Origin of the sequence: Enterobacter sp. PGRG2 (assembly GCF_030291195.1) — a bacterium.
In the GTDB taxonomy this organism is placed as follows: domain Bacteria; phylum Pseudomonadota; class Gammaproteobacteria; order Enterobacterales; family Enterobacteriaceae; genus Enterobacter_D.
The window spans coordinates 3,565,370-3,577,403 of sequence record NZ_CP127837.1; the positions used below are offsets into that span (position 1 = coordinate 3,565,370).

At 54.5% G+C, this 12,034-nt stretch carries 11 protein-coding genes; 6 read left to right on the forward strand and 5 right to left on the reverse strand.

All coding sequences use genetic code 11. The features are described from left to right. On the reverse strand, positions 1–255 hold the full coding sequence (locus QRD42_RS15940) for a GlsB/YeaQ/YmgE family stress response membrane protein (protein ID WP_318374327.1): 255 nt from the start codon (positions 253–255) through the stop codon (positions 1–3). 209 nt (positions 256–464) lie between these two features. Between QRD42_RS15940 and ycgR the strand changes: the two genes are divergently transcribed. Next, complete coding sequence (ycgR, locus tag QRD42_RS15945; RefSeq protein WP_072568717.1) at positions 465–1,196, forward strand: flagellar brake protein YcgR; 732 nt, start codon at positions 465–467, stop codon at positions 1,194–1,196. Positions 1,197–1,199: 3 nt separating this feature from the next. Here the strand turns inward: ycgR and emtA are convergent, their stop codons facing one another. Continuing rightward, entirely contained in the window at positions 1,200–1,811 is a 612-nt protein-coding gene (gene emtA / locus QRD42_RS15950; protein ID WP_072568718.1) for a membrane-bound lytic murein transglycosylase EmtA, read from the reverse strand. A 124-nt stretch (positions 1,812–1,935) separates the two neighbouring features. On the opposite strand from emtA, the gene ldcA reads away from it, so the two are divergent. Both ldcA and QRD42_RS15960 read left to right on the forward strand, forming a co-directional pair. Next, entirely contained in the window at positions 1,936–2,847 is a 912-nt protein-coding gene (ldcA, locus tag QRD42_RS15955; RefSeq protein ID WP_321987603.1) for a muramoyltetrapeptide carboxypeptidase, read from the forward strand. Between the two features lie 127 nt (positions 2,848–2,974). Further along, positions 2,975–4,708, forward strand: a complete 1,734-nt coding sequence (locus QRD42_RS15960; protein ID WP_072568720.1) for a potassium/proton antiporter — start codon at positions 2,975–2,977, stop codon at positions 4,706–4,708. Between the two features lie 15 nt (positions 4,709–4,723). Here the strand turns inward: QRD42_RS15960 and dadX are convergent, their stop codons facing one another. Both dadX and QRD42_RS15970 read right to left on the reverse strand, forming a co-directional pair. Next, positions 4,724–5,794 (reverse strand): catabolic alanine racemase DadX, encoded by a 1,071-nt coding sequence (gene dadX, locus QRD42_RS15965; RefSeq protein WP_072568721.1) that lies wholly within the window; start codon positions 5,792–5,794, stop codon positions 4,724–4,726. Positions 5,795–5,806: 12 nt separating this feature from the next. Continuing rightward, positions 5,807–7,105, reverse strand: a complete 1,299-nt coding sequence (locus tag QRD42_RS15970; protein ID WP_321987604.1) for a D-amino acid dehydrogenase — start codon at positions 7,103–7,105, stop codon at positions 5,807–5,809. A gap of 319 nt (positions 7,106–7,424) precedes the next feature. On the opposite strand from QRD42_RS15970, the gene QRD42_RS15975 reads away from it, so the two are divergent. Beyond that, positions 7,425–8,957 (forward strand): SpoVR family protein, encoded by a 1,533-nt coding sequence (locus QRD42_RS15975; RefSeq protein ID WP_072568723.1) that lies wholly within the window; start codon positions 7,425–7,427, stop codon positions 8,955–8,957. A 34-nt stretch (positions 8,958–8,991) separates the two neighbouring features. Here the strand turns inward: QRD42_RS15975 and fadR are convergent, their stop codons facing one another. Continuing rightward, on the reverse strand, positions 8,992–9,711 hold the full coding sequence (gene fadR, locus QRD42_RS15980) for a fatty acid metabolism transcriptional regulator FadR (RefSeq protein WP_072568724.1): 720 nt from the start codon (positions 9,709–9,711) through the stop codon (positions 8,992–8,994). Positions 9,712–9,998: 287 nt separating this feature from the next. On the opposite strand from fadR, the gene dsbB reads away from it, so the two are divergent. After that, positions 9,999–10,529 carry a disulfide bond formation protein DsbB gene (gene dsbB, locus QRD42_RS15985; RefSeq protein WP_321987605.1) on the forward strand — a complete coding sequence of 177 codons (531 nt, stop codon included), beginning with the start codon at positions 9,999–10,001 and terminating at the stop codon, positions 10,527–10,529. 224 nt (positions 10,530–10,753) lie between these two features. After that, the gene (locus QRD42_RS15990) at positions 10,754–11,806 is read left to right on the forward strand and encodes an acyltransferase family protein (RefSeq protein WP_318374319.1); all 1,053 of its coding nucleotides are present in this window, start codon (positions 10,754–10,756) and stop codon (positions 11,804–11,806) included. Positions 11,807–12,034 lie beyond the last annotated feature (228 nt).

Genomic DNA, 12,034 nt, shown 5'->3' on the forward strand with positions numbered 1-12,034 from the left:
TTACCCGCGACGCAGCAAACGGAACAGCGCCAGTACCACAATCGCACCTACCACCGCGACCAGGAAGCTGTGCAGATCAAAACCTGTCACGTCGCCGCCAAAGCCGAACATCGTCGCCAGCCAGCCGCCGACCACGGCACCCACCACCCCCAGAATACAGGTCAGAATAAAACCACCGCCATCACGTCCTGGCATGATGAATTTAGCGATAACACCGGCAATAAGACCAAAAATGATCCACGCAATAATGCCCATTTTGCATTTCCTCTTTTTGTTGTGACTTGATATTGCAAGATTGATTTCCTGCCCACGACGCTAAGTATAGGCAACCACAGCAAAAGGGTTAGTTGTCACAGACTTAATTCAGTTTAATCGCAAAAAATATTTGGTCGTTTGTATTAAGTTTCCCGCCGCCATGCCGATATATTCCCGACAGGCGATACGCTATTAAGGAGCCATCCGGCGTGAGTAATTATAGTGAGCAGTTTCTGAAGCAGACCCCACTGGCCGTACTGGGGGTATTGCGCGATCTGCAAAAAGGCCAGGTGCCACTGCGCATCTCATGGGCCAGCGGTCAGTTCATCAGTAAGATCCTCGACGTTACGCCGGAAGGGCTGGTGATGGACTATGGCAGCCAGGAATACGATAACAAAGCCGTTCAGCGTGCCGAAAATATCGCCATCACGGCGGAAACCCGTGGCGCGAAAGTTGAATTTACGCTGCCCCGTTTACAGAGCGGTCAGTACCAGGCACTGCCAGCCTTTACCACGCCACTGCCTGCTGAACTCTGGTTTATCCAGCGCCGGGAATATTTCCGCATTTCCGCGCCACTCTATCCGGCGTATTACTGCAAAGCCAGAATGCCGGATAAATCCATGCTGCGTTTCCGTTTGTTTGATTTGTCCCTTGGCGGCATGGGCGCATTGCTGGAAGGTAACGCGCCGGAAGCGCTGAAGGAAGGTCTGCGCTTTACGCAGATTGAACTGGATATGGCGGGATGGGGTCAGTTCTATTTCGATGCCCAGTTACTGTCGATCAGCGAGCGCACCGTGGTGGACGGCAAAAACGAAACCGTCACCACGCCGCGCCTGAGCTTCCGCTTTCTGAACGTGAATCCGGCGGTTGAGCGCGAGCTCCAGCGCATTATTTTCTCGCTGGAGCGCGAAGCGCATCAACGGGCGAACAACGTTCGCTAGGCGTTACATGGCATCCATCGCCTGCTGGACTTTCCAGATATAGCGGGGTGCCTGGGGTGCAGGGTGATTGTCGGCCACATGGTCGACAAACTCATCCGGGCTGAGCGAGTTGATCTCTTTGATGGCCTTTTTACGATCCGATGAGAAGGTGCGCAGCAGCGCCCCCGCCCCGTTCACATAAGACACCACCAGCGCGTACTGCATCACTTCCGGATCTTCGATCCCCGCCAGCACGCCGTGCTCTAGTATGCTCAGGTAAGCGGTTCCCATCGAGATATTACGCTCCGGGTTTTTCAGCTCGCTGGTGGAAGGCTGCCCCTTCCAGCCCATATGCCGGTACACTTCACGTCCGGCGGTGGAGGCTTTCAGCTGCATCAGGCCAACCGCGTTGGATTTGCTGACCAACGTCGGATTACCGCCGGATTCCACGGCGATGATCGCGGTGATAAGCCGTGGGCTGACGCCCCATGCTGCTCCCGCTTTCTCGGTGATCGGCATCCACTGCATGGCGCGTTTTACCGGCACTTCCGGGTTCCATGGTGGATTTTTATAGTCCTGTTTTGAACTGCATCCCGCCAGTAACACAATCAAAAAAGCAAACCATCTTAATTTCACGCCAACGATCCTTATACCGGTATGTAATGTTCAGTCGCCCGCCGGCCAGCAGATGCCGCTTGAAGTGTGACGGGCGTAAGCGGCATGATAAACGTTTCACCTTATATGTCAGCAAGGAATTGCCATGTCAGTGTTTCATTTGATTGCGCCTTCGGGCTACTGCATCAATCAGCAGGCAGCCGCCCGCGGGGTCGCGCGTCTGGAGGCCGCCGGTCATGAGGTACGTAATCGCGAGGTGATCGCCCGTCGCTGGCAGCGCTTCGCCGGGAGCGATGCCGAGCGTCTGGCGGATCTCAACGGACTTGCCCGGCTGGCCGGTAAAAACACTATCGTGATGCCGGTACGCGGCGGCTACGGGGCCAGTCGTCTGCTGGCGTCGGTGGACTGGCACGGGCTGGCGCAGCGGCAGCGGCAGGATCCGCTGCTGATTTGCGGACACAGCGATTTCACCGCTTTTCAGATGGGACTGCTTAAGCATGGCGTGATGAGCTTCAGCGGGCCGATGCTGGCGGGCAACGTCGGCGCGGAAAGCGTGGACGCTTTCACCGAACGCCACTTCTGGCTGGCACTGCGCAACGAAACCTTCACAGTGGAATGGCACGGCGACGGCCAGCCCTGCCAGGCACAGGGCACGCTGTGGGGCGGAAATCTGGCGATGCTGGTGTCGCTTATCGGCACGCCCTGGCTGCCTGTTATCGACAATGGCATTCTGGTGCTGGAAGACATTAACGAGCATCCTTTCCGCGTGGAGCGCATGCTGTTGCAGCTGCACCATGCCGGTATTTTATCCCGCCAGCGGGCGGTGATCCTCGGCAGCTTCAGCGGCAGCGCCCCGAACGATTATGACGCGGGTTACACGCTTGAGGCGATGATCGACTATATGCGCACGCAAATTCGTATCCCGTTAATCGCCGGGCTGGCCTTCGGCCATGAGCCGCAAACCGTCACCCTGCCCCTTGGCGCGCAGGCGACGCTGGAACACGATGGCAGCCATACCGGGTTAACCCTGACAGGGCATTCTGTGCTGCATGCGTAAAAAAACCATTCATCGCACTTATCAAATCTGACCTCCTGCCGTTAATATAAAGAAGCGTATTGAGATGCACGGTCACCGATCGTGCATGTTGTCTGGCAGTAACGGCGTTTTAAGGAGTAATTCGACATTGGAAGCAGAGGCGATAATCGGTCTTTTTATCCTGGGTTCTGTTCTTGTAACCTGTAGCATCTTATTAAGTTCTTTCTCCTCTCGTCTCGGTATTCCTATCCTGGTCATTTTTCTTGCCATCGGCATGCTTGCCGGGGTGGATGGTGTTGGCGGTATCCCTTTCGATAACTATCCCTTTGCCTATATGGTGAGTAACCTGGCGCTGGCGGTGATCCTGCTGGATGGCGGGATGCGCACCCAGGCCAGTTCGTTTCGTGTGGCGCTGGGTCCGGCGCTGTCGCTGGCGACGGTGGGCGTGCTGATCACCTCCGGCCTGACCGGGATGATGGCGGCCTGGCTGTTTCATCTGGACATAATGGAAGGCCTGCTGGTGGGCGCGATTGTCGGCTCAACGGACGCCGCAGCGGTCTTCTCCCTGCTTGGCGGCAAAGGGCTTAACGAGCGTGTGGGCTCGACGCTGGAGATCGAATCCGGCAGCAACGATCCGATGGCGGTCTTTCTGACCATTACCTTAATTGAGATGATCCAGCAGCACGAAAGCGGGCTGAGCTGGATGTTTGCAGTGCACATTATTCAGCAGTTTGGTCTGGGTATCGTGCTCGGGCTGGCCGGGGGTTATCTGCTCCAGCAGATGATCAACCGTATCGCGCTGCCCGCCGGGCTCTATCCGCTGCTGGCGTTAAGCGGCGGCATTATGGTGTTTGCTATCACCACGGCGCTGGAAGGCAGCGGGATCCTGGCGGTCTATCTGTGCGGCTTTTTACTGGGCAACCGCCCGCTGCGCAACCGCTACAGCATCCAGCAAAACTTTGACGGACTGGCGTGGCTGGCGCAAATCGCCATGTTCCTGGTGCTCGGCCTGCTGGTGACGCCATCGGATCTGCTGCCGATCGCCATTCCGGCGCTGATCCTTTCGGCATGGATGATTTTCTTCGCCCGTCCGCTGTCGGTCTTTGCCGGGCTGCTGCCGTTCCGCGGCTTTAACCTGCGTGAGCGGGTGTTTATCAGCTGGGTGGGTCTGCGCGGCGCGGTGCCGATCATTCTGGCGGTCTTCCCGATGATGGCCGGGCTGGACAATGCGCGGCTGTTCTTCAACATCGCCTTCTTCGTGGTGCTGATTTCGCTGCTTTTCCAGGGCACTTCCCTCGGCTGGGCAGCGAAAAAAGCGAAAGTGGTGGTGCCGCCGGTTGGCTGGCCGGAATCCCGCGTCGGGCTGGATATTCATCCGGAAAATCCCTGGGAGCAGTTTATTTATCAGCTCAGCGATGACAAATGGTGTGTCGGCGCGGCGCTGCGCGATTTACACATGCCCGCGGAAACGCGCATTGCCGCGCTGTTCCGTGATAACGCCCTGCTGCACCCCACCGGCAGCACCCGGCTGCGTGAAGGGGATGTGCTGTGCGTGATTGGCCGTGAGAAAGATCTGCCGGCGCTCGGCAAGCTATTCAGCCATTCGCCGCCGGTGGCGCTGGATCAGCGCTTCTTCGGCGACTTCATCCTTGAAGCCAGCGCGAAATTTGCAGATGTGGCGCTGATCTACGGCATTGATGTCGGCGCGGATTACCGCGACAAGCAGCAGACGCTGGGGGAAATCATTCAGAAACTGCTGGGCGCGGCGCCGGTGGTCGGTGACCAGGTGGAATTTGCCGGTATGATCTGGACGGTAGCCGAGAAGGAAGATAATGCGGTGCGTAAGGTCGGGGTGCGCCCGATGGAAGACGAGGCGGAATAACCGCCCCGTTAAAAGTTACACCGTCACGACAGGCACGCGCGGGGCTAAGGCGCACATCAGTTCATAGCCCACCGTGCCTGCGGCGGCAGCCACATCATCAATTTTTATCTCCTGCCCCCACAGCTCCACCGGCGTACCTATTCCCGCCTGCGGACAGGGAGTGAGATCCACCGCCAGCATGTCCATGGACACTGTGCCTACCGTACGGGTGCGCACGCCGTCCACCAGCACCGGCGTACCGTCCGGCGCGACGCGCGGATAACCGTCGGCATAACCACAGGCAACAATGCCGATACGCTGCTCGCCCCGTGCCTGATAACGCTGGCCGTAACCCACACGATCGCCCGCCTTTAACGTCTGAATGCCGATGATCTGGCTGCTCAGGGTCATCACCGGTTTCAGGCCGCTGGTGGCCACGTCCTGCCACTGTCCGGACGGTGATGCGCCGTAAAGTATGATACCCGGTCTGACCCAGTCGAAATGCGCCGCCGGATGCCAGAGCGTGGCCGCCGAGTTGGACAGCGAACGCGGGCAATCCAGCCCTTCTGCCGCCTGTTCGATTTTTACCATCGCCTCATCAATGCCATCCGGCCGTTCCGCAACGGCGAAATGCGACATCAGCGTCATATCGCCGACGTTGCTCATCGCCCGCAGTTGCTGCCAGACGGTATGGATCCGCTCCGGCTGAAAGCCGAGGCGGTTCATACCGCTGTTCACCTTGAGATAGATATCCAGCGGCGCCTGCAGGCGTGCATTTTGCAGCGCTTTCAGTTGCCAGTTGCTGTGCACGCTGGTGGTCAGGCGATACTGATCGAACAGCGCCAGTTCATCGGCGTGAAAGAACCCCTCCAGCATCAGGATCGGCCCTTTCCAGCCGCGTTCGCGCAGCGCAATGGCCTCCTCAAGATTAAGCATCGCAAAGCCATCGGTGCTGCTGAGCGCATTCCAGACCCGCTCAATCCCGTGACCATAGGCGTTGGCTTTCACCACCGACCAGACGCGGGACACCGGCGCGGCCAGCCGGACGACCTGCAGGTTGTGCCGCAGCGCCTGAGTGTCGATGGTGGCCAGTACAGGACGAGACATGACTGCTCCTTTTTAGTTTTGCACACCGTGCAGGTGTTGCGCGCGGGCCGGGGTAAAACCGGGCTGGTAGCGCGCCACGCTCAGATCCTCGAACGGAATGGCCGGGGTACGGCCGGAGAGTAAATCGCTTAACAACTGCCCGGAACCGCAGGCCATGGTCCAGCCCAGGGTGCCGTGACCCGTGTTAAGCCACAGGTTTTTAAACGGCGTGCGCCCCACCAGCGGCGTACCGTCCGGCGTCATCGGCCGCAGCCCGGTCCAGAAGGTTGCCTGCTCCACATGGCCGCCGCGCGGGAAGAGATCGCGCACCACCATCTCCAGGGTTTCGCGCCGCGGCTGTAACAGTTCGGTGTTAAAGCCGACAATTTCCGCCATCCCGCCGACGCGAATGCGCTGGTCAAAACGGGTGATGGCGATTTTGTAGCTTTCATCCAGTATGGTCGAAACCGGCGCGCCGTCATCTTCGGCCACCGGAATGGTGAGTGAATAGCCTTTGAGAGGATAAACCGGAATATCGACAATATTTTTCAGCATCGCCGTGGAGTAAGAGCCAAAAGCCATCACATAAGCGTCGGCTTTGATTACCTCATCGCCGCACTTCACGCCATAGATTTTTTCGCCTTCATACAGCAGTTGCTCCACCGGCGTGTTATAGCGGAACACCACGCCCGCCTCTTCCGCCATCGCCGCCAGACGTTGGGTAAATAGCTGGCAGTCGCCGGTTTCATCGTTCGGCAGGCGCAGGCCGCCGGTCAGTTTGTGCGCCACTTCCGCCAGCGCCGGTTCGACTTCGGCAAGGCGGGAAGATTCCAGCAGCTGATACGGAACGCCTGCGTCTTCCAGCACCGCGATATCGCGGGTGGCATTTTCATATTGCTGCGCGGTGCGGAACAGTTGCAGCGTGCCGCCCTGCCGCCCTTCGTACTGGATGCCGGTGCTGTCGCGCAGGGCTTTCAGGCAGTCGCGGCTGTACTCCGCCAGACGCACCATACGGCCTTTGTTTTCCATGTAGTGACGGGTGTCGCAGTTGCGCAGCATTTGCCACATCCATTTCAGCTGTGACGGGGAACCATCAAGGCTGATGGCCAGCGGCGCGTGGCGCTCAAACATCCATTTGATGGCCTTCAGCGGCACGCCGGGCGCGGCCCAGGGGGCGGCGTAACCGGGGGAGATCTGCCCGGCATTGGCGGCGCTGGTTTGCAGCGCCGGGCCCGGCTCCCGTTCGATCACCGTGACCTCGTGTCCGGCCTGATTCAGATACCAGGCGCTGGTGACGCCTACTACGCCACTTCCCAGTACAACAATGCGCATAACCACTCCCTTTGAGAAAGAACAATGTTCTGATTACAAATTGATAACCCAGATGAAAATGTTATTCAACATATGGCTTTTTTATGGTGACTTACCTCACATCTTCGCCCGCGCGGCCTGTGATGGCGGATTTAGGATCTCCTGCTGACCGGCGATTTTAGTCAGCATTTAATGCTGTAAACAGGCGCTTTTACCCCGTCACCACAAGGCGAAATGGCGAAGAAAAAAATTTACCGGGCAGACCCTTTGTGACACCTTGATCTATGCTTGAAATGAGGCTCTCCATACAGAGAGATCCGCCAACAATGAGGGCGCGCTAATGGCTACGATTGATTCCATGAATAAGGATACGACACGTCTCAGCGATGGACCTGACTGGACGTTTGAGCTGCTCGATACCTATCTTGCTGAAATTGACCGCGTGGCAAAGCTCTACCGTCTGGATACCTATCCGCACCAGATTGAGGTGATCACCTCTGAGCAGATGATGGATGCCTATTCCAGCGTCGGGATGCCGATCAATTATCCTCACTGGTCTTTTGGTAAGAAGTTTATCGAGACAGAACGGCTCTACAAACATGGCCAGCAGGGGCTGGCGTATGAAATCGTTATCAACTCAAGCCCCTGTATTGCTTATCTGATGGAAGAGAACACCATCACCATGCAGGCGCTGGTGATGGCGCATGCCTGTTACGGACATAACTCTTTCTTTAAAAATAACTATCTTTTCCGCAGCTGGACCGATGCCAGCTCCATTGTCGACTATCTGATCTTCGCCCGGAAATACATAACCGACTGCGAGGAGCGCTATGGCGTGGACGAGGTGGAAAAACTGCTCGACTCCTGCCATGCCCTGATGAATTACGGCGTTGACCGCTATAAACGTCCGCAGAAAATTTCCTTGCAGGAAGAGAAAGCCCGTCAGAAAAGCCGGGAGGAGTATCTGCAAAGCCAGGTGAATACCCTGTGGCGCACACTGCCGAAGCGCGAAGAGGTGGAAACCGTGGCGCAGGCGCGGCGCTATCCGTCTGAACCACAGGAAAATCTGCTCTATTTTATGGAAAAAAACGCCCCGCTGCTGGAGTCCTGGCAGCGCGAAATCCTGCGTATTGTGCGTAAGGTTAGCCAGTATTTTTATCCGCAAAAGCAAACCCAGGTGATGAACGAAGGCTGGGCCACGTTCTGGCATTACACTATCCTCAATCACCTGTATGACGAGGGTAAAGTCACCGAACGTTTCATGCTGGAGTTTTTGCACAGCCACACCAATGTGGTATTCCAGCCGCCCTATAACAGCCCCTGGTACAGCGGTATTAACCCTTATGCGCTGGGCTTCGCCATGTTCCAGGATATTAAACGCATTTGTCAGTCGCCCACTGAAGAAGATCGCTACTGGTTCCCGGATATTGCCGGATCGGACTGGCTGGAAACGTTGCATTTCGCCATGCGCGATTTTAAGGACGAGAGTTTTATCAGCCAGTTCCTGTCGCCAAAGGTGATGCGCGATTTCCGTCTGTTCAGCGTGCTGGATGACGATCGTAATAATTATCTGGAAATTTCGGCTATTCATAACGAAGACGGTTACCGGGAGCTCCGCGCCAGGCTGTCGGCTCAGTACAACCTGAGCAATCTGGAGCCAAATATTCAGGTCTGGAACGTGGATCTGCGCGGGGATCGTTCGCTGACGCTGCGTTATATTCCGCATAATCGCGCGCCGCTGGATAAGGGCCGTCGGGAAGTGTTAAAGCATGTGCATCGTCTGTGGGGTTTTGACGTCGCGCTGGAGCAGCAAAATGAAGATGGCAGCGTGGAGCTGTTGGATCGTTGCCCGCCACGGCCAAACAATCTTTAAAACAAAAAGCCCTCTCCGGTGAGAGGGCTTTTTCTTAGCGTCCGTGCATTGAGATACCGCCGGGCAGCGTCTTTTGCATGCGGTGCCAGATTTCGCCGCTCTCACGACCGTAACGACGCACAGTGTCATATACCTGATCAAGCTCGCCCCGCTCACACACCTGCGCCAGCTGGTGATAAAAGCCGAGCGCCAGGCTGCGCGCTTCCGGATTCGCAAAGTAATGACGGCCAATACGCGTATATAAACCTTTCATGCCGTTGATGATCAGGCCATAAATCGGGTTACCTGATGCAAACGCCAGGCCGCGGAAAATGTTGTAATCCAGCTCGGCAAAGGCATCAGCGTGATCTTCAATAGCGCTGGCGGTGGCCAGCACCTTCAGCGCATCTTCCGGGTGCTGGCGGAAGGCGGTACGGATAAAAATGGTGGCGATGTTGGTGCGCACGGAAAGCAGGTTATCGATCAGCTGAGGAACGCTTTCGTGATCGAGGCGTGCCAGCGTTTCAAGAATATTCAGCCCGGACGTTTCCCAGAAATTGTTTACTCTGGTCGGTTTGCCGTGCTGAATGGTCAGCCAGCCATCGCGGGCCAGACGCTGTAACACTTCACGCAGGGTTGTGCGAGTGACACCAATCAGTTCAGAAAGCTCACGCTCGGCTGGCAGGATGGTTCCAGGGGCGAAGCGGTTATTCCAGATACTTTCGATGATGTATTCTTCAGCGAAACCCGCCGGGCTTTGCGCCTTAATGACCATAGTGAGATTTCCATTACACAGCTTAACAAAGAGACTCATCATACCAGAGCGATACAGGCGCAGATAGCGCCAGGCATGAAGAAAAAGGGATCGGGACTTCATTTTTAAGATTTTGTCAGACGCATTTTTCTGGTGAATAAAACCAGCAAACTGACTTAAGGGACAGGCTTATCCTGGCGACGATTCAGGTAAAATAATCCATTACTTATTATTTTTATTGTGGCTAGTGGCGCGGGAAGTGAATTCGTTTACACTGCGTTGTCCACGCTTGTCTTAGGGAAATGATTATGTTGCGATTTTTGAACAAGTGCTCACACGGACGCGGTGCCTGGCTGTTAATGGCCCTCACCGCGCTGGCGCTTGAAATGGTGGCGCTGTGGTTCCAGCATGTGATGCTGCTTAAACCCTGCGTACTCTGTATTTATGAACGAAGCGCGCTGTTTGGCGTGATGGGCGCGGGGTTTGTGGGAGCCATCGCCCCTAAAACGCCGCTGCGCTTTGTGGCGATGGCGATCTGGTTGTACAGCGCCTTTCGGGGGATCCAGCTGGCCTGGGAACATACTGACATTATGTTGCACCCGAATCCGTTTGCGACCTGTGATTTTGCCGCCCGCTTCCCGAGCTGGCTGCCGCTGGATAAGTGGCTGCCGCAGGTGTTTGTGGCGTCCGGTGACTGTGCGGAACGTCAGTGGTCGTTCCTGTCGCTGGAAATGCCGCAGTGGTTGCTGGGCATTTTTATCGCCTACTTCGCGGTTGCAGTGCTGGTGGTGATTGCCCAGGGGTTTAAACCGAAAAAACGCGATCTGTTCGGGCGGTAATCTTTTAGCCCGGCTTTACAGAAATCCGGAAATACTTAATGTTTCCGGATTTTTTTATGCCCTCCATCTCATATCCTCGAAATAAACAACAAAATATATCCACGCACACCAGACCTTCTCAATCGTATCTGATTGAATTCATTGACAATAAATACTTGTTCCAATGTTTTGTATTTTTAATGAATTTATTTATTCCTCAGTAGACAAATTTTGTCTATGAGATTATGCTCAATAAAAATTTATCATTTGGTAAGATTATGTTTCGATCGATTCAGATGCTTAGAGCTTTGGCTGTCTGGCTTGTCGTGCTACATCATGTCAAGCAGATTGTCTTTTCTGATGCCATTGGAATACCATTCATTGACCAAATTGCTCATAAAGGCGCAGCAGGGGTTGATCTTTTCTTTATCATCAGCGGCTTTATCATTTATCAGTCAATATATTCCCGCCATATAAGTGCTCAACAATTTGCCATCAACCGCATAATGCGAATAGTACCGGCATACTGGCTGTTTACAGGCCTCGTTGCGCTGCTGGCAGTATATTTTGATGGCCTAATGTTTGCTACTTCTACAAATCCTGAGTTACTGATACGCAGTCTGCTTTTCATTCCTACAGAGCGTGCTGACATAATGGGTTATATCCCCTTCCTGACGGTAGGCTGGACTTTAAACTATGAGATGTTTTTCTACCTGCTGGCCTGTCTGGTCATTTTAATCTCTCGTGAAAGGTTTATAGTCTTAATTTCGTTAGTGATAATTTTTAGTTATGAATTCCTGAAACCTTCCCTGGCGCAAATGCCTTTTTATGGCAACGGTATGATGCTGGAATTTTTGCTGGGGATTTTTATAGCTGATTTTCACAAGAACGGGATGCTGGACCGAATTAACCCAATGATTCTGGCGAGTCTGTTGCTGGCCTCAATGATATTTATTTATAACAGGAAGGAAGACCACGATATACTATTCATAGGTATCCCGTGCGCTATCATTGTTGCAACAGCTATTGGCCTGGAAGCACAGATAAGTGAAAGCAAAGTGGTTAAATTTATCATAAGATTAGGCGATTATTCCTACTCTACTTATCTTTGCCACGTCATCATCATTTGCAGTCTCCTGTACATATTCAGCGATTATAAATATTGCAAGTATATCGTATCTGCACTTTGTGTTCCCTTTACAATAGTTACTTCATACATAAGCTATAAGTATATCGAACGGCCAATAGGTAGTTTATCTAAGGTTATGCTCAGGAAAAGAACAGCAGCGGTCGCCTGAGCTCATAAAGAGGCAGTTCGCAGTGAACTGCCTCTTTATGCCATGATGCTTTCAATGGCGAATTGTCAGTAATCCCATTTAATTCCGGTTAACGAAGCGTGGGTAATTCCCTCGGGTAATGATCCGTCCTTTGTCCTCACGGTATCCATGATAGAGCATGGGAAAGATACAAGCTTCCCCGATACAATACCCATTATTGTCCTCCTGACGGGAAAAGAGGTCCGGAGA